The sequence below is a fragment of the Marinobacter azerbaijanicus genome, from assembly GCF_030250645.1.
GTDB classification, from domain to species: Bacteria; Pseudomonadota; Gammaproteobacteria; order Pseudomonadales; family Oleiphilaceae; genus Marinobacter; species Marinobacter azerbaijanicus.
In genome coordinates this window covers 128100-151472 of sequence record NZ_JASSVS010000011.1, presented here as the reverse complement: position 1 = coordinate 151472, position 23373 = coordinate 128100, and the positions used below count along the sequence as shown (strand labels likewise).

The 23373-nt window shown below is 57.0% G+C and carries 22 protein-coding genes and 1 tRNA gene; 21 read left to right on the top strand and 2 right to left on the bottom strand.

The genetic code is table 11. The features are described from left to right. Positions 1-2: 2 nt before the first annotated feature. The gene (locus tag QPM17_RS18495; protein WP_285392655.1) at positions 3-1124 is read right to left on the bottom strand and encodes an organic solvent ABC transporter permease; all 1122 of its coding nucleotides are present in this window, start codon (positions 1122-1124) and stop codon (positions 3-5) included. Positions 1125-1339: 215 nt separating this feature from the next. On the opposite strand from QPM17_RS18495, the gene QPM17_RS18490 reads away from it, so the two are divergent. From QPM17_RS18490 to queF, 3 genes are read left to right on the top strand one after another with little or no spacing between them, the layout of a single operon-like run. Continuing rightward, entirely contained in the window at positions 1340-2287 is a 948-nt protein-coding gene (locus tag QPM17_RS18490) for an ABC transporter ATP-binding protein (protein ID WP_285392653.1), read from the top strand. Beyond that, positions 2284-3057, top strand: a complete 774-nt coding sequence (locus tag QPM17_RS18485; protein WP_285392652.1) for an ABC transporter permease — start codon at positions 2284-2286, stop codon at positions 3055-3057. The genes QPM17_RS18490 and QPM17_RS18485 overlap by 4 nt, the downstream gene beginning before the upstream one ends. 21 nt (positions 3058-3078) lie before the next feature. Then, entirely contained in the window at positions 3079-3897 is an 819-nt protein-coding gene (gene queF / locus QPM17_RS18480; RefSeq protein ID WP_285392650.1) for an NADPH-dependent 7-cyano-7-deazaguanine reductase QueF, read from the top strand. A gap of 12 nt (positions 3898-3909) precedes the next feature. Here the strand turns inward: queF and QPM17_RS18475 are convergent, their stop codons facing one another. Then, positions 3910-5346 carry an adenylate/guanylate cyclase domain-containing protein gene (locus QPM17_RS18475; protein WP_285392648.1) on the bottom strand — a complete coding sequence of 479 codons (1437 nt, stop codon included), beginning with the start codon at positions 5344-5346 and terminating at the stop codon, positions 3910-3912. Positions 5347-5552: 206 nt separating this feature from the next. Between QPM17_RS18475 and QPM17_RS18470 the strand changes: the two genes are divergently transcribed. From QPM17_RS18470 to secF, 18 genes are all read left to right on the top strand, one after another. Then, positions 5553-6110, top strand: a complete 558-nt coding sequence (locus tag QPM17_RS18470; protein WP_285392646.1) for a nitroreductase family protein — start codon at positions 5553-5555, stop codon at positions 6108-6110. Between the two features lie 205 nt (positions 6111-6315). Continuing rightward, a complete protein-coding gene (gene flgB, locus QPM17_RS18465) occupies positions 6316-6714 on the top strand; it encodes a flagellar basal body rod protein FlgB (protein WP_285392645.1) in 399 nt (132 codons plus the stop codon). Positions 6715-6748: 34 nt separating this feature from the next. Beyond that, complete coding sequence (flgC, locus tag QPM17_RS18460) at positions 6749-7198, top strand: flagellar basal body rod protein FlgC (protein ID WP_285392643.1); 450 nt, start codon at positions 6749-6751, stop codon at positions 7196-7198. A gap of 18 nt (positions 7199-7216) precedes the next feature. Next, positions 7217-7891: a flagellar hook assembly protein FlgD gene (locus tag QPM17_RS18455; RefSeq protein WP_285392641.1), complete on the top strand. Its 675-nt coding sequence runs from the start codon at positions 7217-7219 to the stop codon at positions 7889-7891. Positions 7892-7918: 27 nt separating this feature from the next. Continuing rightward, positions 7919-9799: a flagellar hook protein FlgE gene (locus tag QPM17_RS18450; RefSeq protein WP_285392640.1), complete on the top strand. Its 1881-nt coding sequence runs from the start codon at positions 7919-7921 to the stop codon at positions 9797-9799. Between the two features lie 73 nt (positions 9800-9872). Continuing rightward, positions 9873-10625 (top strand): flagellar basal body rod protein FlgF, encoded by a 753-nt coding sequence (locus QPM17_RS18445; RefSeq protein ID WP_285392638.1) that lies wholly within the window; start codon positions 9873-9875, stop codon positions 10623-10625. Between the two features lie 85 nt (positions 10626-10710). Beyond that, positions 10711-11499, top strand: a complete 789-nt coding sequence (gene flgG, locus QPM17_RS18440; RefSeq protein ID WP_285392636.1) for a flagellar basal-body rod protein FlgG — start codon at positions 10711-10713, stop codon at positions 11497-11499. Positions 11500-11527: 28 nt separating this feature from the next. Beyond that, on the top strand, positions 11528-12232 hold the full coding sequence (gene flgH / locus QPM17_RS18435; protein ID WP_285392634.1) for a flagellar basal body L-ring protein FlgH: 705 nt from the start codon (positions 11528-11530) through the stop codon (positions 12230-12232). Beyond that, complete coding sequence (locus QPM17_RS18430; RefSeq protein WP_285392632.1) at positions 12229-13326, top strand: flagellar basal body P-ring protein FlgI; 1098 nt, start codon at positions 12229-12231, stop codon at positions 13324-13326. Before flgH ends, QPM17_RS18430 begins: the two co-directional genes overlap by 4 nt. Positions 13327-13334: 8 nt before the next feature. Next, positions 13335-14321: a flagellar assembly peptidoglycan hydrolase FlgJ gene (gene flgJ, locus QPM17_RS18425; RefSeq protein ID WP_285392629.1), complete on the top strand. Its 987-nt coding sequence runs from the start codon at positions 13335-13337 to the stop codon at positions 14319-14321. A 5-nt stretch (positions 14322-14326) separates the two neighbouring features. Further along, positions 14327-16375: a flagellar hook-associated protein FlgK gene (flgK, locus tag QPM17_RS18420; RefSeq protein WP_285392627.1), complete on the top strand. Its 2049-nt coding sequence runs from the start codon at positions 14327-14329 to the stop codon at positions 16373-16375. 19 nt (positions 16376-16394) lie between these two features. Then, positions 16395-17606 carry a flagellar hook-associated protein FlgL gene (gene flgL / locus QPM17_RS18415; protein WP_285392626.1) on the top strand — a complete coding sequence of 404 codons (1212 nt, stop codon included), beginning with the start codon at positions 16395-16397 and terminating at the stop codon, positions 17604-17606. 85 nt (positions 17607-17691) lie between these two features. After that, positions 17692-17778 (top strand) — tRNA-Leu (locus QPM17_RS18410). Positions 17779-17819: 41 nt separating this feature from the next. Further along, positions 17820-18911, top strand: a complete 1092-nt coding sequence (gene queA, locus QPM17_RS18405) for a tRNA preQ1(34) S-adenosylmethionine ribosyltransferase-isomerase QueA (RefSeq protein ID WP_285392624.1) — start codon at positions 17820-17822, stop codon at positions 18909-18911. A gap of 14 nt (positions 18912-18925) precedes the next feature. Next, complete coding sequence (tgt, locus tag QPM17_RS18400) at positions 18926-20044, top strand: tRNA guanosine(34) transglycosylase Tgt (protein WP_285392697.1); 1119 nt, start codon at positions 18926-18928, stop codon at positions 20042-20044. A 59-nt stretch (positions 20045-20103) separates the two neighbouring features. Beyond that, the gene (gene yajC / locus QPM17_RS18395) at positions 20104-20466 is read left to right on the top strand and encodes a preprotein translocase subunit YajC (protein ID WP_285392622.1); all 363 of its coding nucleotides are present in this window, start codon (positions 20104-20106) and stop codon (positions 20464-20466) included. 80 nt (positions 20467-20546) lie between these two features. After that, complete coding sequence (secD, locus tag QPM17_RS18390; RefSeq protein ID WP_285392621.1) at positions 20547-22421, top strand: protein translocase subunit SecD; 1875 nt, start codon at positions 20547-20549, stop codon at positions 22419-22421. Next, entirely contained in the window at positions 22414-23370 is a 957-nt protein-coding gene (secF, locus tag QPM17_RS18385; protein ID WP_285392619.1) for a protein translocase subunit SecF, read from the top strand. Before secD ends, secF begins: the two co-directional genes overlap by 8 nt. Positions 23371-23373 lie beyond the last annotated feature (3 nt).

Genomic DNA, 23373 nt, shown 5'->3' with positions numbered 1-23373 from the left:
GCCTAGTTGATAATGACCCGGAGTTGCTTTTTCACCCAGCGGTAGGTGTCTTGCGGGCGGAAGTTGACCAGCAATTCTGACTCCCCACCTGATTCTCCAGCAATAAAGTAGTCTACCGACGCCGACTGCCAGCCAAAGGAATGGACAACCACGTCCAGTTCGCGGGTGCTGATGGCTTCAATATTGGTTAGTTCCGGTTCCCCGCTGATTTTCCTTACCCTGACGGTTTTTATGTCGGTATCGCTGGCCGGAAACTCCGCTACGTCCTCGTCCAGGAAGTAACGTTTGCCCAGTCGGGTGGTGATGGTGTCCAGTTCCCGGGTGAGGTAGTTTCTGGCGTCCTCGACATCGACGTCTTCCAGGCTGCGGACTGCGTTCAGGATCCGGTCACGCTTGTTTTCCAGATCTTTGCGGTACTCGATGTCTTCATCGCGCTCGTCCAGATCCTCTGGTCGCTCCGGGGCTGCAGCGATTTCTTCATCCGTGGGCGGCTCTTCGCAGAGCTCATCGTCTTCCGGGAAGAAGCAGATATTCTGCAACAGCTGATTGGCAGGAGAGAGCTCCTCGCCGGCAGCAATGAATTCGACCTCCGGTACGTTAAAATCAATGGGGGCGGTCAGATCCGGCAGTGCGGCGTTCAGCTGGCTGATGACGCGTTCCCGGATGTCGATGCCTTCGCCATTGGAGATATCCAGGTCCCAGTTCAGTGCCAGCAGCAAACGGGTGAGGTTGATCAGGGGCCCATTCCGAAGTAGTTGCTGCTCGGTAATCCGGTGGCTCTGGAGCCCTTCTGCCGTAGTACCGGCTACCTGCAATGCCGCCCTCACGTCGGGAAAAAACTCCAGTGGTGTTACAACAGGGCGGACGGGTACATCCTGGGCAAGTTCCAGGTTGCCGACTTTAAGGGTTAGTGTTTCACCCGGGAAGTAGCGATAACGGCCTTGCGAATCGGTTGTGCCATTGCGGCTGGCTGTGGAATACGACAGCCCCGAAATGCCGGCGGGCATGATCTGGCCGGTCTGAGAGCCATCACCGCCGTCACTGCTGTCTCCGTCAAGACAGCCAGCCAGAAACAGAACTGAAACCAGAGGCAGTAGAGCAGATTTGAAGTGAACGGATCTCATGGCGGCGCGTACATTCCCTGACGTTTCGGCCTGCGTTGCAGAGCCTTTGTAAATTGTTGTAACCGGCATTATAAGGACGCCGCTGCCGGCATATCGGGAAACCTGTCGCAGTTTGGGGTTTTAGTGATTTTGCCAGCCGACGGGCCCTGCTACTTGAATTCCTCTTTCCCGGCCACAACTTATAGCTACCTGTTTTTTTATGCTCTGGATTCATTATGACCAACGCACTTGAAATTGAAGGTCTGGTCAAGACCTATGGCGACGGCTTTCAGGCCCTCAAGGGCATTGATCTGCATGTGGCCGAGGGTGACTTTTTCGCACTTCTGGGCCCCAACGGGGCTGGAAAGTCCACCACCCTCGGCATTGTCTGCTCCCTGGTCAACAAGAGTGCCGGAAAGGTTCGCGTATTCGGATCTGACATCGATACCCATCTCTCTGATGCGAAGCTGAACCTGGGCGTTGTGCCCCAGGAGTTCAATTTTAACCAGTTCGAGAAAGTGTTCGATATTGTGACGACTCAGGCGGGTTATTACGGCATCCCCCTGAAGAAAGCGTCTGAGTCCGCTGAGAAGTACCTGCGTCAGCTGGGCCTCTGGGACAAGCGCAACACCCCGGCCATGATGCTGTCGGGGGGGATGAAACGCCGGCTGATGATTGCCCGGGCCCTGGTTCACGAACCGAAACTGCTGATCCTGGATGAGCCCACAGCAGGCGTGGATATCGAGCTGCGGCGCTCCATGTGGACGTTCCTGGAGGAAATGAACCGCCGCGGCACGACCATTATCCTCACTACACACTACCTGGAAGAGGCGGAGGCCCTGTGCCGCAATATCGCCATCATTGATCATGGCCGCATACTGCGAAATACCAGCAAACGGGAGCTGTTGCAGCAACTGAGCTCTGAGACCTTTGTTCTGGACACCGCCGAGCCGCTGGAGAGGGCTCCGGAACTCGATGGTTTCTATTGCCACCTTGATGGCGAGGGTGCCCTGGTGGTGGATGTGGAGAAAGGCCAGAGCCTTAACGGTATGTTTATTCAACTTGAGCAGAAGGGTATCCGGGTGGTGAGCATGCGTACCAAGGCCAACCGGTTGGAAGAGCTGTTTGTTCGCATGGTTGAGGACAACAACGCCATTGCCGCCAAACAGGGAGACGCGGCATGAGAACAGACGCGATGCTGACGGCCTACAAAACCATTGTTGTGCGGGAAATACGCCGTTTCATGCGGATATGGCCGCAAACCCTGTTGCCGCCGGCGGTCACCATGACACTGTATTTCATTATTTTTGGCAACCTTATCGGTTCCCGCATTGGGGTGATGGGCGGCTTTGACTATATGTCGTTTATCGTCCCGGGGCTGATCATGATGGCGGTGATTACCAGCTCCTATGCCAATGTGGTGTCGTCGTTTTTCTCCATGAAATTCCAGCGCAGTATCGAAGAGTTGCTGGTGTCACCGGTGCCCAACTGGATTATTCTCGTTGGTTACGTCACCGGCGGCATGTCACGTGGGCTGGGTATTGGTCTCATCGTGACGCTGCTGTCGCTGGGTTTCACCGACTTATCCATTCACCACCTGCCCATGGTCATACTGACCGTGTTCCTTACCTCGGCACTGTTTTCCCTGGGTGGTTTCATCAATGCCATGCTGGCCACCAAGTTTGATGATATCTCCATTGTTCCTACGTTCGTGCTGACACCACTGACGTACCTGGGCGGGGTGTTCTATTCAATCGACCTGCTGCCCGGGTTCTGGCAGGGGGTGTCGATGATCAACCCGATCCTGTACATGGTGAATGCCTTCCGATATGGCATTCTGGGCGTGTCGGATGTCAATCCATACGTGGCCCTTGGTATGATTCTGATGTTCATTACCATACTGTCTGCCATTTCCCTTCGCATGCTGGCGCGGGGTAAGGGTATTCGTCACTGATGTCTTGTTCCAGGATGTTTCATGGCCCTTATTGATGCCCCGCTGGGCAAATCCAGCGATTACCCGGATACCTACGATCCGCAGTTACTGTTTCCCGTGGCGAGGGACGAAAACCGTCGCCGCCTTGGCCTGGAAGATGGCCGCTGGCCCTGGTTCGGGGAGGATCTCTGGCAGGCCTGGGAAATTTCCTGGCTGCGCTCCGGTGGCGTACCTGCCGTAGCCTGGGCGGAAATCCGCGTGCCTTCGGCATCGCCAGCCATTATTGAGTCAAAGTCACTCAAGCTTTACCTGAACTCCCTGAATCAGACCGTGTTTTCTTCTGCTGATCAGGTCAGGGATGTGATTGTGCGAGACCTGTCCAGTGCCAGTGGTGCCTCTGTGTCCGTGGATCTGTACAGCGTTGACCAGGGCGCGAGGGCGATCGGACGGCCGGAAGGTTTTGTGTTGATCGATGATGAGGACGTGGAATCCGTCGGCTATGACTATAACCCGGACAGCCTGGGTGCCGCTGGCGAGGTGGTGTCGGAAAAGCTGTGCTCGCATCTGCTGAAGAGTAACTGCCCGGTAACCGGCCAGCCGGACTGGGCCACGGTGCTGATTGAGTACACGGGTCCGGCTATGGACCGGGCGGGGCTGCTCCAGTACATCGTCAGTTTTCGTCAGAAGCAGGATTTTCATGAACACTGCGTGGAAACAATGTTCACCGATCTGATGGCGCGTTGTAAGCCGCAGCAGCTATCGGTCTGTGCCCGATATACCCGCCGGGGCGGGCTGGATATCAACCCATGGCGGAGTACAGAGCCGGAAGATGCAGCCGGGCCACGATTGATCAGGCAGTGATAATGGTGTCGGTCAGGCGTCTTCTTCCTGGCGTAACCGTTCGGCGGCATCCTCCAGGGCGGAAAGAATGGACTCGCGTTCTCGCTCTGTAATCTTTTCTGAATCCAGGTACATGGCGAACCCGCTGTGCTCATGTTCCAGGAAGCTGCGGTTGGGACCCATGTCGCGGCGGAAGTCCACAACCTCGTAGATGGACACGGGGCGGCCAAAACCTTTGACGGTTATCTCGCCCTTGTCCCGGCACATGATGCGGTCCTTGATCAGCGAGAAGGTCTCGTAGGAAATCAGGATCTCGCCAGGCTCCGCCAGGGATTCCAGGCGGCTGGCCAGGTTCACTTCCTTGCCGATGATGGTGTAGTCCATGCGGTTCTCGGCGCCAAAGTTGCCCACAGTGGTGTAGCCGGTACTGATGCCCATGCGGATTTCCAGTGGTGTCTTGATACCCTGGCTTCGCCATTTCTGGCGCATGATTTTCATGTGCTTGCGCATTTCGATGGCCATGGACACGCAGGCAAAGGCGTCTTCCCTCTGGCCGCGGCTGGTTGGGTCACCAAAAAAGATCATGATGGAGTCGCCGACGAACTTGTCGATGGTGCCTCCATACTTGAGAGCCACTTCCGACATCTCGTTGAAGTAGTGATTCAGCAGTTCGGTCAGCGCTTCCGGTTCCATCTCTTCGGAAAGTTCCGTGAAGCCCTTGATGTCCGAGAAAAATACCGCGAGCTTCTTGCGCTGGGTTTCCAGCCGCACGTCCCGTTCGCCGGTAAAGATGGACTGCCATACCTGGGGCGACAGGTATTTGGACAGCTTGTGGGACAGCGCAATGGATTGTTCCCGCTGGTTCTGGATCTGGGTCTTTGCTGTCATCAGGGCACGTGCCTGCTGATGAGAGTAGAAGGCAGTCACGCAAATGTAGAGCCCGGTGGCCAGTATGGCGATAATGCTGGTGATCATCGGGGACTGAAAGGACTCTGCAGGCCCCACAACGGCAACGGCGATGGCTCCGCTTACAGCCATGATAACGGTTCCGATTAACCACTGGCGTATGCCGCCAACAATCAGGCAACTGAACATCAGCATCAGCACCACGGCCACGGACGGGATTGCAATCAGGCCGATGCAACCGACAAATCCACCTCCAATGGCGCAATCTCCAAGCAGCATTTTCTGGCGAATGCGTGGTGAATGACGGAGAAAGGTTCTGCGGGTGAGCTGATGGGCAATGTGGGGCCAGGTGAGGGCGCCGATGAGCAACCATAACATCCACTGGCCAAACACGCCCTGCAACACGCCCGAAATGATAATGCCGGCCGTTGCCGTGTAAGCCAGAATCCTGCCGCTGTAGTCCGGCATGGGAGGAATGGCTATCGGGTTGTTCTGCGAATCCAGCACAGCGGACTTGCTGGCGCTGGAACTGGCATTGCGCAGGTCAATCGGTGCGCTCATCATGTCAGAGGCAAGTCCGAACGTTGCGTAAGCTTTGCTGTTGGCTCATAAATCGTCTACCGGCTCATTTATCATTTTTAGGGTAGATGGTACTCGCGTATCGTGGAAAATACTTAGACTAAAGACTAACAGTAATACACTTGTGCCACAATTCATGCGACATATTCAGGCCTGATCTGCGGGCCAGACACCAATCACGGCGAGATGATATGACTGCAGTAATCGATGCAATGCTGAACCGTAGTTCCGAGCCGCGCCTGGAAACTCCTGCACCAGATGCGGACACCCTCGAAAAGGCCTTTGCCTGTGCCGCCAGGGCGCCAGACCATGCCCTGCTCAGGCCCTGGCGTTACCTGGTGATCGAGGGCGATGACGCACTTTCGGCACTGGGAGACCTGTTTGCTTCAACCTGTGAAAGTGATGCTCCGGACAAGGCGCGGGAAAAGCTCCGCAAAAAGGCACAGCGGGCCCCGATGGTGATTGTCGGTATTGCCTCTCACCATAATCATCCCAAAGTGCCGGAAATCGAGCAGACGATGTCGGCCGCTGTTGGTATGGGTTATCTGCTGCTGGCTCTGGAAGATGCCGGCTTTGGAGGTATGTGGCGCACCGGTAGCCTGGCCTACCACCCGGATGTTGCCAGAGGCTTGGGGTTGAGCGACGAGGAGATTATCACCGGGTTCCTTTATGCCGGCAGCGTCAGCTCAAACAAACCTCCGGTGCCAAGGCCCCAGCCGAGTGAATTTGTGAGCCGCTGGCCGCAGTAGTCGCCGGTGGCTACCCCCGCCCGCGGCGGTGGGGGGAAATCCCTTGCCGCTTTCCGCGTTTCCGCTTCCCTCCTGAATTGCCCCGCTTTCGTTCCAGCCCCCGTCCCGCAACGACTTCTGAAAACTGGCATTGTCATTGCTTTTACTCCTGCATAAAGCACAAACGGCAATACGAACACGGCCGGGTGCAGGAATCGGAGGCATTATGGCTATTTCCCTGGACAAAGCATTAGGCATTCACCAGCACGCCCTGGAAGGGCGGATCAAGCGCGCTGAAGTGCTGGCAAACAATCTTGCCAACGCGGATACCCCCGGCTACAAGGCGCGGGATATCGACTTTCAGGCGATGATGCAGAAAGCGCAGGAAGGCATGAGTGGCTTTGGCATGAACCGCACTCACGAGTCCCATATGGATACATCAGGCATGGGCCAGGACAGCGAACTGCTGTATCGGATTCCGCATCAGCCTTCTGTGGATGGCAACACCGTGGATGCCCAGCAGGAGCAGACCCGTTTCATGCGCAATGCGATGGATTACCAGGCCAGTTTCCAGTTCCTGGATGGAAAAATTTCCGGTATCAAAAAGGCACTCTCGGGTCAGTGATCCGGGCGCAGCAATCTAACTGAGGAGTAAGACCATGTCACTGGGTAGCATTTTCGATATCGCCGGGTCAGGCATGACAGCCCAGTCACTGCGGCTGAATACCACTGCGTCCAACATCGCCAATGCCGAGACAGCCAGCTCCAGTACCGAACAGACCTATCGCGCCCGCAAGCCGGTGTTTGCGGCGATCCAGCAGAGCATGCTGAATCCGTCACAGCAGGGGCAGCCCTTTGGCAGCGAAGCGGGTCCCGGGGCCGGTGTGCGGGTTGAAGGTATTGTTGAAAGTGATGCCGAGCTGCAGATGCGTTACGAACCGGATCATCCTGCAGCCAACGAAGAAGGGTATGTGTTCTACCCGAACGTGAATGTGGTTGAGGAGATGGCAGACATGATGTCTTCTTCCCGCAGCTTTCAGATGAATGTGGATATCATGAACAGCGCCAAATCCATGATGCAGCGCATCCTGACCCTGGGTCAGCAGTAACCGAGCGAGGATTGAATCATGAGTGCAATTAACCCGGCAGACGCCTCGGATGTGCTGAGCAAGTACAAGCTTGATCAGGAAAAGACAAAAAGCGGGAATGAGCTTGGCAAGAACGAGTTCATGGAGCTGATGATTGCCCAGTTGAAGAACCAGAACCCGCTTGAACCCCAGGACAATGGTGAGTTCATCTCCCAGCTGGCGCAGTTCAGCTCTCTGGAGGAGATGCAGGGCCTTTCCGGCAGTGTGGATGATGTGGCAAACCAGTTCCGCTCCACCCAGGCGCTGCAGGCTTCTGCGATGGTGGGTCGTACCGTTCTGGCGCCGTCATCCATTGGCATTCTGGGTGCTGAGGGAGAGATATCCGGCAATGTGGAAGTGCCGGCAAGCACCTCTGGCCTGAGAATCTCCATTGAGAACCAGGCCGGCGAACGGGTACGACAGATTGACATGGGCACCCAGCAGGCTGGCGTGACGGCGTTCAGCTGGGATGGCAAGGATGGTAACGGCAACAGTTTGCCTCCCGGACCCTATAAAGTAGTGGCCGAAGCGTCCTACCCGGAAGGCCCTGAGCAGCTCGGCACCATGATGAGCGCCAACGTTGACAGTGTCTCGCTTGGCAAGGGCGGCAACATTACGCTGAATCTGGCCGGCATGGGGTCAATCGCCCTGTCGGACGTTGAGCAGATTAATTGATACCGGTGAAACAGCACGAGGTGAAGTATGGCTTTCAATACAGGTCTTAGCGGCTTAAGGGCATCATCGGTTGACCTTGATGTCACCGGTAACAACATTGCCAACGCCAGTACCGTAGGTTTCAAGGGCAGCAAGGCCCAGTTTGGTGACTTGTATGCCAGCGGTTTCCTGAGCGCCGGCACCAACCCCATTGGCGATGGTGTGCGGGTGCAGGACGTCAAGCAGTCGTTCAGCCAGGGCAACATCAGCTTCACCGACAATGGGCTGGACCTGGCCATCAACGGGGATGGCTTTTTTGTACTGAATAACGGCGGCGAAGTGCGGTATTCCCGTGCGGGTCAGTTCGGTATCGACAAAGACGGCTACGTGACCAACAACCAGAATATGCGGGTTCAGGGCTTCGTGGCCGACGATGACGGCAACCTCTCCGGTATTCGTGACGACCTGCAGGTAGAAACCGACAACCTGGCTCCCCGTCGTACCACCAATCTGCAATCGGACCTCAACCTGGATTCCAGGGAAACGGTTCTGGAACGCCGTGTGGCGGATATGGGTGACTTTACGGCCACAGACCCCGGGTTTCCTGCTGAAACATTTGAGATCACCTACGAGGACGGTTCAGTCGTCAGTGCATCCATCAGTGCAGATTCCTCTGCGGCGGATGTGGTGGATGTGCTGAATAGTCAGGACGGGTTGTCGGCCTCTGCCACCACATCATACGAAGGTATGACCGAAGGCGAGTTGAACACGGCCATTGCCGCTGGCAACTTCAACTTCGACCTGGCAGTGGGCGGAGTCACGGTGCCTGTTGATACCACCGGAGTGACCGACGCAGCTTCCCTGGCCAATGCGATTAATGATGCCCAGGCCCCCACCATCTCGGCGTCGCTTACTGGTGGCAACCTGCGTCTGATTGACAATCGCGGTAACAATCTTACCGCCGGTTACACCAGTGACGGCCCGGACCGGGCTCCGGAAACTACGGTGGGAACAGTCAGGCCACAGGCAGACCGAGAAATTACGGACATTGCCTCAACCAGTGGCACCACCAATCTGACCGATTCGTGGGATACGCGCACCATTGAAATCACCAACCAGTTCAATCCGCTGGATCAGCGCACCTATAACCATGCAACCTCCACGACCATTTATGACAGCCTGGGCAACTCCCATGAAATAACCCAGTTCTATGTCAAGCAGCCTTCACCGGGCGACGGCGTGGGCGTCAGCGAATGGTCGGTCTACCTGCAGATTGATGGTGAGTTCGTGGCCGGCACCGACAGCAACCCGTTCCAGGCCCGGTTTGACCAGGATGGAGAGTTGCAGTCAGTGAACGGTGATCCCAATGGCGAGATCCTGGTGGATGACTGGATACCCAAGAATGCCGACGGCACCCCCAATGGCGCTGATGGTCCACCTGCGCCGGGAGAGACGGTAACGACGCCCATTCCGGAGCCGCCGACCACATCTGCCTTTGTGCTGGACCTTGGCAATACCACGCAGTTTGGCAGCGATTTTGGTGTTAACGATCAACGCCAGAACGGTTTTGCTACCGGCCGTCTGTCGGGCCTGGATGTCTCTGACCAGGGCGTACTGTTTGCCCGCTATACCAACGGGCAGTCGCAGTCCCTCGGGCAGGTGGCCCTGGCCTCCTTCAATAACACCAATGGGCTTTCGCCGGTGGGGGAGACCACCTGGGTGGAGACCTTCGAGTCCGGGCAGCCCATCATTGGCGCGCCGGATACCGGAACCCTGGGCTCCATCAAGGCCAGCTCCATCGAGGAATCCAACGTGGACCTCTCGGCTGAACTGGTCAACCTGATCATTGCCCAGCGTAACTATCAGGCCAATGCCAAGACCATTGAAACCTCCGATGCCGTCACCCAGACGATCATCAACCTCCGCTAACCCTGAAAGCTGAACATGGCACAACTCCTGCAGGAAGACTGGTAACAGTCAAAATTCCGGCAGGAGTTTTCCCATGGACAAAGCCCTTTATATTGGAATGTCCGGCGCCAAGCAGAACATGCTTTCCCAGCGCGCCCACGCCAACAACCTGGCGAACGTCAGTACCACCGGTTTCAAGCGGGATTTTGCCCAGGCCCGCAGCATGCCGGTTTTCGGTGAACACCATCCCACACGGGCTTATGCCATGGCTGAAAGGCCGGGTACGGATCTTTCAGCAGGCGCATTGATGGATACCGGCCGCAAACTGGACGTTGCCGTTGAAGGGGATGGCTGGCTGGCCGTACAGAATCAGCAGGGCGAAGAAGTGTTCACCCGTTCCGGCAGCATGCAGATTGATGTGAACGGCCTGATGCGTCTCTCAAGCGGAGAGATGGTGATGGGCAATGGTGGCCCGGTGGCATTGCCTCCTTTCGACAATGTGCAGATTGGTTCTGACGGAACCGTCTCAATTGTGCCGGTTGGTGGCCCGCCCGATCAGCTTGTTGAAGTTGACCGCCTGAAGCTCGTGAACCCGCCTCCCGGTGCCCTGGAAAAGGGTGAAGACGGTTTTATTCGTCGCAAGCCCGACCAGGCGCTCGATGGCCCGGAACCCCCCGATGCCAATATGCGCGTGGCCTCCGGGTTTCTGGAGAGCTCCAACGTGAACGCGGTGGAAGAAATGATTTCCAATCTTCAGCTGTCCCGGCAGTACGAAATGCAGGTGAAGATAATGACCACTGCCAATGAGAATTCCGAGGCTTCGGCACGACTGTTGCAGAATCTCTGATAAACCTATTGAACATCGTTCGGGCGGGCACGAAAGCGGCAAAAATCGGCCGCATTGATATGGCCCCCGGCAAGGAGTAGATGACATGCATCCAGCACTTTGGGTCAGCAAAACCGGGTTGAGCGCACAGGACACCAATATGTCCACGATCTCCAACAACCTGGCCAACGTGAACACCACCGGTTTCAAACGGGACCGGGCGGTATTCCAGGACCTGCTGTACCAGATCGACCGGCAGCCCGGTGGTCTGAATACCCAGAACTCGGAGCTGCCATCCGGCCTTCAACTGGGTACTGGTGTGCGCATAGTAGGCACCACCAAGCAGTTCTCACAGGGCAATCTGGAAGTCACCGAGCAGCCGCTGGATATGGCGGTGAACGGCCGTGGTTTCATGCAGATCCTGCTTCCGGACGGCCAGATTGCCTACACCCGTGACGGTCAGTTCCAGTTGAACTCCGATGGCGACATCGTCAACCCGGATGGCTACACCCTGGAGCCCAACATCAATGTGCCCGAGAACGCCACCAACATCACGATCGGCAAGGACGGAACGGTCTCTGCGGTAACCGACGATCAGGCGGCGCCGGTCAATCTGGGTGAGATTACACTGGTGGACTTCATCAATCCCCAGGGTTTGCAGGCGATCGGAAACAACCTCTACAAGGCGACCAATGCCAGCGGTGATCCCGCCGAGGGCGAGCCTGGTATCGGTGGCCTGGGAACCCTTGAGCAGGGCATGGTAGAAGCTTCCAACGTGGAAGTGGTGGAGGAGCTGGTCAACATGATCACCACCCAGCGCGCCTATGAAATGAATTCAAAGGTGGTTTCCGCAACGGACCAGATGCTGCAGTTCATCACGAATAATATCGGCTAACCGGTAGCAGCGGTCAGGAGGGGTAATCATGACATTCGTAATCACTAGAACCTCAAACAGGCGCGGCGTGGGAACCCTGGCCGTCGTTATGACGCTGATTGTCCTCCAGGGCTGTACCGCCATGAGCCGCCCGCGGGCAATGCCGGATGATCCAGCCTATTCGCCGGTGCGGGCCGAAGCGATGATGCAGAGAGACCCGGAATCCGGTGCCATTTATCAGACATCCCGGAATTACAGCCTTTACGGAGACACCGTTGCGCTGAACGTGGGCGACATTCTTACGGTGACCCTGGAGGAGTCCACTCGCGCCAGCAAGAACGCTGAAAGCAGTATTACCAAGGACAATGAGATTTCCATGCTGGACCCGCGAATTCTGGGCAAGGGCAACATTGGTCTGGGAACAGACATCAACACAGAACGGGATTTTCAGGGGCAGGCGGAAGCGGATCAGAGCAACAGCCTGGATGGCAATATTACCGTCACAGTGACGGAGGTGTTGCCGAACGGCGTTTTGCATATCCGGGGCGAGAAATGGTTGTCGCTGACCAATGGCGATGAGTACATCCGCCTGACCGGCCTGGTTCGCCCCCAGGATATTTCCCCGGACAATACAGTGGCTTCCAATCGCATCGCAGATGCCCGTATTGCTTATGGCGGTACCGGTGACTTTGACCAGGCCAACCAAATGGGCTGGCTGGCACGATTCTTTAACAGTGAGTGGTTCCCGCTATGAAAATGCTGCGGTTCGGAATAATGGTGATTGCGCTGTCGGTCATTGCAGCACCCGTGCTGGCGGACCGGTTGAAGGACCTGGCGCGGGTCAAGGGTGTACGTGACAACCAGCTGGTGGGCTATGGCCTGGTGGTGGGGCTGGACGGCACGGGCGATAAGGCGCCGTTTACCAACCAGACCTTCCGCAACATGATGAACCAGTTCGGGATCACACTGCCTCAGGGTGTAAACCCCAACCTTGCCAACGTAGCCGCCGTTACTGTTACCGCCACACTGCCTCCCTTTGCGAAGCAGGGGCAGCAGCTTGATATCACCGTATCGTCAATCGGTAATGCGGACAGTCTCAGGGGTGGCACTCTGTTGATGGCACCCCTGAAGGGCGCCGATGACCAGGTTTACGCCATGGCTCAGGGCAGTCTGGTGGTGGGTGGATTTGGCGCCCAGGGCGCTGACGGTTCGCGTATCACGGTGAATGTGCCCAGCGTTGGCCGTATCCCCAATGGCGCCACGATCGAGCGGGAAGTGACCTCACCGTTTACCAGGGGCGATACCATCACCTTTAACCTGATGCGCGCTGATTTCACAACAGCCCGTCGGGTGGTCGAAGCCATCAATGACATGCTGGGGCCGGACATGGCCTACGCCCACGATGCCACGGCGGTATCCGTGAAGGCGCCCCGGGACCCGTCCCAGAGAGTCAGCTTCCTGTCCATCCTTGAGAACATTGAAGTCGACCCGGCCCAGGAGGCGGCCAAGGTGGTCATCAACAGCCGCACCGGCACCATCGTAGTGGGGCAGAACGTGAAGGTAAGCCCGGCCGCGGTAACCCATGGCAACCTGACCGTGACCATCGAAGAGAATCCGGAGGCAAATCAGCCCAACCCCTTCACCGAGGGTGAAACGGTTGTTGAACCCAATACCCAGATTGCGATTACCGAAGAACCGGCAAGAATGTTCCAGTTCGGTCCCGCCGTTACCCTGAACGAAATTGTTCAGGCGGTGAATCAGGTGGGCGCAGCCCCGGGTGATGTCATGGCGGTGTTGGAAGCGCTTAAACAGGCCGGCGCGTTGCGGGCCGAGCTGATCGTGATATAGGTGGCGTGATGCAGGATTTCAGTCTCCAGAAAGCTCAGGTCTATACCGATTTCGGTGGTCTCAACGACCTGAAGACTCAGGCCAGGACCGACAAGGACGCCGCACTGCTGGAAGTGGCAAAGCAGTTCGAGGGCCTGTTCCTGTCGGAAATGGTCAAGTCCATGCGCAAGGCCGGAGACGTGTTTGCAGAGGGTAACTACCTCAACAGCCAGCAATCGGAGTTCTACCGTGAGATGTTCGACAGCCAGCTCAGTCTGACGCTGTCGCAGAAGCAGGGTACAGGGCTTTCAGAAGCTCTGGTGCGGCAGTTAAGCCGCCAGATTCCGGGCATGGACGACAAAGGCGAGCCCATGGCCGCCCATAAGAAGACGCTGGCGGAATACGACCGCAGTCTGCCGGTGCTGTCTCCCCGTCTGCCGGAGCAGGTAAACAGAGTGAATCAGGTTGCCGATGCCGCTCCCATGCCTGCACAAGAGGCAGGCGCAGCGCCGCCGGACAGGTTCGATTCTCCCGAGCAGTTTGTCCGCGAACTTCTGCCCGTAGCCGAGAGAGTGGCGCAGCAGAGCGGTATCAATCCGCGCCTCATGATCGCCCAGGCGGCGCTGGAAACTGGCTGGGGCAGGCACATGATAGAAGGCGAGGGTGGTTCCCCGAGCTTCAACCTGTTCGGTATCAAGGCCGACACTCGCTGGCAGGGTGAATCCGTGAATATTGCCACCACCGAGTTCCGGGAAGGCGTGCCGATGAACGAGAGGGCGGCGTTCCGGAGCTATCCGGATTACGAGTCCAGCTTCCGGGATTATGTGTCCTTCCTTGAGTCCAATCCCCGCTACCAGAATGTTCTGGCGGCAGCGGATAACCCGGATGAGTTTGCCGACAGGCTTCAGCAGGCCGGCTACGCCACCGATCCGAACTATGGCGCCAAGATTCGTCGCATCATGAATAACGACTCCATGACAACATTGTCCATGGGCTCCCGCGGGGCTGAGGAGTAAAGGTTATGGCAGGGCTTATCAATATTGGCTTGACCGGTATCCTCGGCCACCAGACGGCGCTGAACACCACCGGCAACAATATCACCAATGCCAACACTCCCGGTTACAGCCGCCAGGAGGTGCAGTTTGAAACCCAGGCTGCTCAACGCACTGGCGCGGGCTCGGTGGGTACCGGGGTCAACGTCACGGATATTCGCCGGTTGGCGAATGAGTTCCTGACTCAGCAGGTGCGTGAAGACAGCACGCTGTTCGGGGAGCAGGAAACCCTTAACTCTGAGCTGTCCCGACTGGATAACCTGTTGGGGGGAGACTCCACGGGGCTGAGTAATGCCCTCAACAACTTCTTTGCCAGCCTGCAGAATGCGGCTGAGGACCCTGCATCACTTCCCCAGAGACAGCTTGTTCTGAGCGAGGCGCAGCAGATCGTAAACCGCTTTGAAGCACTGAACCGTGAGTTCATTCAACAGCGGGAATCGGTCAAGACCCAGATGCAGCAGGGCGTAAAAGACGCCAATACGCTGATCAAGAGTATTGCCGAACTGAACACGGCCATTTCGGAATCCCCGGGTCTCGCCCAGGGGCGCGAACCCAATGAATTGCTCGACAAGCGGGACGAGAAGCTCAGAGAGCTGTCAGAACTGGTCAGTATCCGCGTGACCCAGGCAGAGGGCAGTCAGGTCAATGTTTCCCTGAGAAATGGCCAGTCGCTGGTGATTGGATCACAGGCATCGCAGTTGGGCACCCGTGCGGATTCTGAAGATCCTACCTCGCTGGAATTCACACTGACTTCCGGCGGACGGACCCTGAACGTAGACGGCCAGATCAATGGCGGCAAGCTGGGTGGATTGCGCCGGTTTGAATCCGAGGGCCTGCAGCCCGCGTTCCAGGAGCTTGGCAGGGTAGCCATTGCGCTGTCGGACACCATCAATCACCAGCATGAAATCGGTATGGATCTGGAGGGTGATCTGGGTGGATTGTTCTTCAGTGATATCAATTCAGAAGCCGCGCAACGGGGCCGGGTTGTCGCCAACGCTAACAACGCGGCCCCCCAGAACGCGCAACTGGCGGTAGAGATTATAGACAGTGCCGCGCTGCCGGCCGGTAGCTGGTCACTGCAGTTCGGTGGTGATGGCCGTAATTTTGAACTGGTCGACCGGGCCACTGGCAAGGTTGTCAACCAGGGCCGACTGCCTGACCCGGTTCAGTCTGAAATCTCCATGCCGGGGTTCAATATCCGGGTGGAGGGCGGTACGTTCAACGCCGGTGACAAGTTCCTGATCGAACCCACACGTAATGCCGCTGCCAATATTGATCTGAAAATCAACCGCGAAGAGGACCTTGCGTTTGCCAGCCCGGTAAGGGCTGAGGGTGCTGCCGGTAACGCCGGCGATGCCACCATCAATCAGGGCAGGATGCTCAACGTGCGGGACCCGTTCACCAACTCGCTGCTGACGAATTTCCGGCAGGAGGGCCAGTTGGACCCGCCCCTTGATATCCAGTTTTTTGAAAGTGGCGGGCAGATGTTCTACGACATCGTTGATGCCGATACCGGCGCTCCGATACTGCCGGCTGATCCCGCCGCCACGCCACCTGTGAATCTGTACGAGCCCGGTGTCTCCAACAAACTGTTTACCGAGGACCCACGGTCGCCGGACTATTTCGGTTTCCAGTTCGAGATATCAGGCAACCCACGGCCTGGCGACTCTTTCAGTATCAACTACAACACCAACGGTGTGTCGGACAACCGTAACGCCGAATTCCTGGCCGCGCTGGGAACGAAAAATACCCTCAACAACGGCAGTCAGAGTTTTGCCGAAGGCTATGCCGGCCTGGTAGAGGATATCGGCGTGAAGACCCGTCAGAGCCAGCTGGACAAGGACGCCGGGAAAACCCTGCTTGAGCAGTCCAGCAACCAGCGTGAGTCGGTCTCGGGTGTCAACCTTGATGAAGAGGCCGGCCGGCTTATCCAGTATCAGGCTGCCTATAATGCCTCCGCTCAGGTGATGAGCGTGGCCCAGGATTTGTTCAATACTCTGTTACAGAGTTTCAGGTAACAGTGCGAGGTGATGTGACATGATCAGAATTTCATCACAACAGATATTCTCCGGTGGGATAAGCCGGCTTCAGGACCTGAACAGCAACCTGAACCAGACCCAGGAGCAGATCTCTACCGGTAAACGGGTGAACAAGCCGTCGGATGACCCCGTTGCTGCGGCCCGCATTCTCAAGCTGGACCAGGAGCTTTCCCGTATTGAAACCTACCAGCGTAATGCTGGCCTCGCTGAGAACCGACTGCAGCAGGAAGAGAGCACCCTGGCGAGTTCGGTGGACATCGTCCAGCGGGTACGCGAGCTTACGGTTCAGGCGGGCAATGGCTCACTGTCTGCGAATGATCGCAAATCCATTTCCTCTGAGCTCAAGGAGCGTCTGGGGCAGTTGGCGGATATTGCCAATACAAGGGATGCGTCCGGTGAATACATCTTCAGTGGGTTCCAGGGCAACACGGCTGCGTTTGCAAAGGACGCTTCCGGTAGCTGGGCCTACCAGGGGGATGAAGGCCAGCGTGTGCTGGAGATTGATGACGGCGTAACAGTCCCAATCAGCGATCACGGCAAGGGAATATTCTCCAGTATCCCGGCCGCGGTGTTTGGTGAAAGTGATCCTGCTAATGCGGCAGATGCCAGAATAGATGGCGTTACGGTAATTGATGACGGAGATTTTTCTACCGTATCACCCGACGATATCACCCTGACCGTGGACACAACCACTGAAACCATAACCGCCGTCAATAGCCGGACGGGAGATCCGTTGCCGGATTCGCCCGTCAGTTATGTCAGTGGTGAACCATTTGAGATCGCAGGGGTGCAGGCAACGATTACCGATGCTGGCAATGGCGATGAGTTCACGATCCGCGCCGGGGAAAAACAGTCGGTTTTTGCGACCATAGAGACTCTTATTGATGGACTGGACACCATCGACAAGGGCACTCCGGCTGGCCAGGCGGCCTATGATGACCTTATCGCCGCTTCACTGCAGAACCTGGACAACGCCCAGGAGAGTATCGTGCAGAAGCAGACAGAGCTTGGCGGGCGTCTGAACGCGGTGGATTCGACAAAATCGTTCCTGGAAGACTCCTCGGTTTACAGCGAGGAGATCCGTTCCGAGTTACGGGACGTGGACTATGCCGAGGCCATCAGCAACCTCAGCTTCCAGAGCTTCGTGTTGCAGGCTGCCCAGCAGTCGTTTGCGCAGGTGTCCCAGCTGTCGTTGTTTGATCGTTTGTAGAATTATCAAAGGCACCGCCGAATCAACTGCGGCGCTTATATTGCTTTAATAATCAACCTCAGTATAATCCCCCACACTCTCCGATGGCGGCGTGGTGAAATTGGTAGACACGACGGATTCAAAATCCGTTGGGGTAAAACCCGTGGCGGTTCGAGTCCGCCCGCCGCTACCACTTACAGACCGCTCAACGCGGTGTATTGAACAGTCCATCCAATGAACGTCTCCGATTTCCACTTTGATCTGCCGGATGAGCTTATTGCCCGGTATCCACTCAAAGAGCGCAGTGGTTCACGCCTGCTCAGCCTTGATGGCCTTTCTGGCGCCGTTTCCCATCGACAGTTTGCCGATCTGCCGGATCTTCTCCATCCCGGTGACCTGCTGGTATTCAATAATACCCGGGTGATACCGGCACGGCTGTTTGCGAAAAAAGAGACAGGTGGACAGGTTGAAGTGCTGGTGGAGCGGCTGCTGGGAGAGCACGAGTTACTTGCCCATGTGAAGGCATCCAAGGCGCTCAGGCCGGGGCAGCGAATTATTCTCGAAGACGGTACTCCCATGGTGATGAAACTGCGGGAGGACGCGCTTTTTCACCTGGTGTGCGAAAGCAGCGAACCGTTGCTGGAACTCCTGGAGCGCATCGGCCACATGCCGTTGCCGCCCTATGTTGACCGCCCGGACGAATCCAGTGACCGGGAGCGTTACCAGACCGTCTACGCCAGGGAAGCCGGCGCAGTGGCGGCACCGACCGCCGGGTTGCATTTTGATGACCGGATATTCTCTGAGCTCGACTCACGGGGCATTGAGAGCACGTTTGTAACGCTGCACGTGGGGGCCGGTACGTTCCAACCTGTTCGCGTCGACAATATTGAAAACCACGTGATGCACAGCGAAGTGGCTCATGTTCCGCAGGCCACCGTGGATGCGGTTAATGCAACCAGGGCCCGTGGCGGCCGGGTGGTCGCAGTGGGTACAACGTCCGTGAGATCGCTTGAGTCCGCCAGTAGGGGCGGGGTGCTGAAACCGTTCAAAGGCGAAACGGATATCTTTATCTACCCCGGTTATCGCTTCCAGACGGTCGACGCCATGATAACCAATTTCCATCTGCCGGAGTCGACACTGATCATGCTGGTCAGCGCCTTTGCAGGCTATCAGAACGTGATGTCGGCCTATCGGGAAGCCGTTGCTGAGCGTTACCGCTTTTTCAGTTACGGTGATGCCATGTTTATCACAGGTCAGGAGCCAAGCTTGGGCGCCCTGAACTCCTGCGCCGGGGAAGGGCATGTGCAAACCGGAGAACAATCATGAATGACCAGTGTTATATGTCCTTTGAAAAACTCGGCGAGGATGGCCGCGCCCGACGGGGGCGCCTGACCTTCCCCCGGGGCACCGTGGAAACGCCGGCGTTCATGCCGGTGGGCACCTACGGCACCGTCAAGGGTATGCTGCCAAGGGATATCAAGGATATTGGCGCGGAAATCATCCTCGGGAACACCTTTCACCTGATGCTGCGGCCCGGCACGGAGGTTGTGAAGGCCCATGGTGACCTGCACGACTTCACCCAGTGGCACGGCCCCATTCTGACCGACTCCGGGGGCTTTCAGGTGTTCAGTCTGGGGGAGATGCGCAAGATCACCGAGGCGGGCGTAACCTTCCGCTCGCCGATCGATGGTTCCCCTGTGGAACTGTCACCGGAGATTGCCATGCAGGTCCAGCGGGACCTGGGCTCCGACATTGTGATGATTTTTGATGAGTGTACGCCGTACCCGGCGACGGAAAAGCAGGCACGTGAGTCAATGGAGCTGTCGTTGCGCTGGGCCAGGCGAAGCAAAGAGGCTCACGACGGTAATCCGGCCGCACTGTTCGGCATCGTTCAGGGCGGCATGTATGAATCCCTGCGCGAGCGTTCACTCGAGGGGCTGACAGAGATCGGTTTCGATGGTTATGCCATTGGTGGCCTGTCGGTGGGGGAACCCAAAGAGGACATGATCCGGATTCTGGATCATCTGCCACCAAAGATGCCGGAAGATCGCCCCCGTTATCTGATGGGCGTGGGCCGGCCAGAAGACCTTGTGGAAGCGGTCCGTCGCGGCGTGGACATGTTTGACTGCGTGATGCCCACCCGTAACGCACGCAACGGCTATCTGTTTACCTCCACCGGCATCGTCAAGATCCGGAACGCCAGGCATCGACACGACACCGCGCCGCTGGACGACCAGTGCGACTGTTACACCTGCAAGAACTTTTCGAGAAGTTACCTGCATCATCTGGATAAGTGTGGAGAAATGCTCGGCTCGCAACTCAATACCATTCACAATCTGCGTTACTACCAGAACGTGATGGCCGGATTGCGTGGCGCAATTGAAGCAGGTACATTGTCGGACTTTATTAGCGACTTCTACGCCCGTCGCGGGGAAACCGTGCCAGCAATGGCGCAGTGACCGCAGGGTGTACCGGTTCTGAACCGCTGTCTGAACTTTTTATCAAACGGAGATTATCAATGAAATCAATCAAGTTACTTGTTGCTGCGCTTTTGGGTGTGATGCCGGCGCTGGCCATGGCGCAGGATCCCGGTGCTGGCGGTATGGGCGTAATGGGGCAGGTGATCTTCTTTGCCGGCTTTATCCTGATTTTCTACTTCCTGATCTGGCGCCCCCAGTCCAAGCGTGCGAAAGAGCACAAGGCACTGATGTCCGGCCTGAACAAGGGTGATGAAGTCGTTACCTCCGGTGGCCTGGCCGGCAAGATCACCAAAGTAACCGACGATTTCATCGTCGTGGAAATTGCCGACAACGTTGAAGTCAAGGTTCAGAAAGTTGCTGTTGCAGCTGCACTTCCGAAAGGAACTCTGAAGGACATCTGATCGACCGGTTTTCGACTCAGGTCTGAATTTGCCAAGCTGAAACATCACAGCCGGCCCGTTGGCCGGCTTAAAGGGACCCCATGCTGAACAAGTATCCGCTCTGGAAAAACCTGGTTATCCTGATCGCTTTGGTGATCGGGTTTATCTACGCCCTGCCAAACGTCTTCCCTGATGACTACGCCATACAGATCACCGGTGCGCGGAGTAGCACCGAGGTTGATCAGAGGATTCTCGACAGAGCCGTTGATGCGCTCGAAGCCAAGGGCATTGCCGTCAAGGAATCAGAGCTTCAGGAGCGCGATGCCCTGATCCGCGTGAACAGTTCCGAGGCTCAGGTGCGCGCGAGGCCGGTTGTTCAGGATGCGCTCGGCAGGGACTACCTGGTGGCACTGAACATGGCGCCGTCCACACCGGAATGGCTGAAAAGCCTCGGTGCAGGTCCCATGAAGCTGGGTCTTGACCTTCGGGGCGGTGTCCACTTCCTGCTGGAGGTGGATATGGAAACTGCTGTAGAGCAGCGGCTTGAAGCCATGTCCAGCCAGATCAAGCGAGAGCTGCGGGAAGAACGTGTACGCTATCGTGGTGGCGATCTTGAAGGCGACAACTCGATCATTCTGACTTTCCGTGATGAAGAGTCCCGCAGTGAGGCGTTCAGTCTGATTCGCGACCAGTACAATCAGTTCACTCTGGACGAGCAGAGTGAAGATAGTGAATTTCGCCTGGAACTTACCCTGTCGGAAGCCGAAATCAAATCCATCCAGGATTACGCGCTGGAACAGAACCTGACGACCATCCGTAACCGGGTGAATGAGCTGGGTGTTGCCGAACCCCTGGTGCAGCGCCAGGGTACAGACCGGATTATCGTTGAGCTGCCGGGTGTTCAGGATACGGCGGCGGCCAAGCGTGTACTGGGCGCCACGGCGAACCTGGAATTCCGCCTTGAGGCCCGGCAGGATGCGGCTGCTGCCACAACCGAGACGTTTCCGTTCCGCGACAATCCCAACCGCGAGGCCCGGCTTGAGCGTGAAGTCATCGTAACCGGTGACAACGTGTCCAATGCCCAGCAAGCGTTCGACGAGAACGGTCAGCCCCAGGTCAACATCACCATGGACTCCGTGGGCGGTGATCTTATGAACCGGGCGACACGCAATGCGATCGGTCGTCGTATGGCGGTGCTGTTTATTGAGTACCGCACGGAAACCGAAGAAGTGGTGGTGGATGGTGAAACCCGCACTGTCGATAACCGCGTGGTGGAGAAGGGCATTATCAGCCTTGCCACTATCCAGTCCGCACTGGGGAGCAGTTTCCGGATCACCGGCCTGGATTCGATACCGGAAGCATCGGAGCTTGCACTGCTGTTGCGTGCCGGCTCTCTCGCTGCGCCGATGTACTTTGTTCAGGAACGCACCATCGGTCCAAGCCTGGGCCAGAAAAACATTGATGCCGGCATGATGTCCGTATTGCTCGGTTTCGTCCTGGTGCTCTGTTACATGGTGGTGTATTACCGTGGCTTTGGCATGATTGCCAATGTGGCCCTGACGCTGAACCTGATGCTGCTGATTGCCTGCATGTCGATCCTGTCGGCGACACTGACGTTACCCGGCATCGCGGGCATTGTACTGACGGTGGGTATAGCTGTTGATGCCAACGTGCTTATTTTTGAACGCATAAAGGAAGAGCTGAAGGCAGGTATTCCGCCCCAGTCCGCCATTAGTGCGGGTTACTCCAGGGCCTTTGTATCGATTTTCGACGCCAACATCACCACTCTGCTGGTGGCGGTGATCCTGTTTGCCATGGGGTCCGGTCCGGTGAAAGGGTTCGCGGTGACGCTGTCGATCGGTATTCTCACGTCGATGTTCTCCGGGCTGATGGTCAGTCGCAGCATCGTAAATCTTGTATACGGCGGTCGAAAGATCGAAAAGCTGTCGATCGGAGGGAAGCTGGCCAATGTCTGAAGTTGAGAAGAAGCCAATCGATTTCATGGGTGCACGGAAGTTTGCTTCCGTCGTATCTATCGCCCTAGTTGTTATTGCTGTTGCTCTGCTCGCAACCCGCGGGCTGAACCTGGGCCTTGATTTTACCGGTGGTACGTCTGTTGAGCTGGAGTACCAGCAGGCCCCGGCCCTGGACGATGTCCGGCAGGCGCTGGAAGGCGCCGGATACGAGCAGTTTGTGGTTCAGAACTTTGGTTCGGATACCACCGTGCTGGTGCGGATGGCGGAGTCCGAGAATGACAAGTTGGCACAAGAGGTAGTGGACGCCCTGTCTGCAGGCGGGGATGAACTGACACTGGTCAGTTCCGAGTTCGTTGGGTCCCAGGTTGGTGAGGAGCTCAAGGAAGACAGCGGCCTCGGAATGCTGATTGCCCTTGCGGTGGTATTGATCTACGTGGGCATGCGCTTCCAGTTCAAGTTCGGGATCGCCTCCGTTGTTCCTCTTGCCCATGACGTGATTGTTGTCCTTGGCGTATTTTCGCTGTTCCAGTGGACCTTCGATCTGAGCGTGCTGGCGGCCTTGCTTGCGGTTATCGGTTATTCCCTCAACGACACGATCGTAGTGGCGGACCGAATCCGTGAAAACTTCCGCAAGATGCGGGAGGGTGATTCCGAGCATGTTATCAACGAGTCCATTCACCAGACGATCAGCCGGACCATCAACACTTCCGGCACCACGCTTGTGGTTCTGTTGGCCCTGTACTTTCTGGGCGGCGAAGCCATCAACAATTTCGCCCTGGCATTGATTATCGGTGTGGTGGTGGGTACCTATTCCTCCATCTATGTTGCCGCCAATATGCTGGTTGCCCTGGGTGTTGCCCGCGAGGACCTGATTATACCGCCCAAGGAGGGGTTGGCGGGTCAGGAAGAGGAAGAAGAGCAGCCACCTGAATGGCTGAACCGGATGTAATCC

Bases quoted from the DNA above. Each gene is read 5' to 3' on its own strand.
- QPM17_RS18495 (WP_285392655.1), bottom strand. From the start codon at position 1,124: ATGAGATCCGTTCACTTCAAATCTGCTCTACTGCCTCTGGTTTCAGTT.
- QPM17_RS18490 (WP_285392653.1), top strand. From the start codon at position 1,340: ATGACCAACGCACTTGAAATTGAAGGTCTGGTCAAGACCTATGGCGAC.
- QPM17_RS18485 (WP_285392652.1), top strand. From the start codon at position 2,284: ATGAGAACAGACGCGATGCTGACGGCCTACAAAACCATTGTTGTGCGG.
- queF (WP_285392650.1), top strand. From the start codon at position 3,079: ATGGCCCTTATTGATGCCCCGCTGGGCAAATCCAGCGATTACCCGGAT.
- QPM17_RS18475 (WP_285392648.1), bottom strand. From the start codon at position 5,346: ATGATGAGCGCACCGATTGACCTGCGCAATGCCAGTTCCAGCGCCAGC.
- QPM17_RS18470 (WP_285392646.1), top strand. From the start codon at position 5,553: ATGACTGCAGTAATCGATGCAATGCTGAACCGTAGTTCCGAGCCGCGC.
- flgB (WP_285392645.1), top strand. From the start codon at position 6,316: ATGGCTATTTCCCTGGACAAAGCATTAGGCATTCACCAGCACGCCCTG.
- flgC (WP_285392643.1), top strand. From the start codon at position 6,749: ATGTCACTGGGTAGCATTTTCGATATCGCCGGGTCAGGCATGACAGCC.
- QPM17_RS18455 (WP_285392641.1), top strand. From the start codon at position 7,217: ATGAGTGCAATTAACCCGGCAGACGCCTCGGATGTGCTGAGCAAGTAC.
- QPM17_RS18450 (WP_285392640.1), top strand. From the start codon at position 7,919: ATGGCTTTCAATACAGGTCTTAGCGGCTTAAGGGCATCATCGGTTGAC.
- QPM17_RS18445 (WP_285392638.1), top strand. From the start codon at position 9,873: ATGGACAAAGCCCTTTATATTGGAATGTCCGGCGCCAAGCAGAACATG.
- flgG (WP_285392636.1), top strand. From the start codon at position 10,711: ATGCATCCAGCACTTTGGGTCAGCAAAACCGGGTTGAGCGCACAGGAC.
- flgH (WP_285392634.1), top strand. From the start codon at position 11,528: ATGACATTCGTAATCACTAGAACCTCAAACAGGCGCGGCGTGGGAACC.
- QPM17_RS18430 (WP_285392632.1), top strand. From the start codon at position 12,229: ATGAAAATGCTGCGGTTCGGAATAATGGTGATTGCGCTGTCGGTCATT.
- flgJ (WP_285392629.1), top strand. From the start codon at position 13,335: ATGCAGGATTTCAGTCTCCAGAAAGCTCAGGTCTATACCGATTTCGGT.
- flgK (WP_285392627.1), top strand. From the start codon at position 14,327: ATGGCAGGGCTTATCAATATTGGCTTGACCGGTATCCTCGGCCACCAG.
- flgL (WP_285392626.1), top strand. From the start codon at position 16,395: ATGATCAGAATTTCATCACAACAGATATTCTCCGGTGGGATAAGCCGG.
- queA (WP_285392624.1), top strand. From the start codon at position 17,820: ATGAACGTCTCCGATTTCCACTTTGATCTGCCGGATGAGCTTATTGCC.
- tgt (WP_285392697.1), top strand. From the start codon at position 18,926: ATGTCCTTTGAAAAACTCGGCGAGGATGGCCGCGCCCGACGGGGGCGC.
- yajC (WP_285392622.1), top strand. From the start codon at position 20,104: ATGAAATCAATCAAGTTACTTGTTGCTGCGCTTTTGGGTGTGATGCCG.
- secD (WP_285392621.1), top strand. From the start codon at position 20,547: ATGCTGAACAAGTATCCGCTCTGGAAAAACCTGGTTATCCTGATCGCT.
- secF (WP_285392619.1), top strand. From the start codon at position 22,414: ATGTCTGAAGTTGAGAAGAAGCCAATCGATTTCATGGGTGCACGGAAG.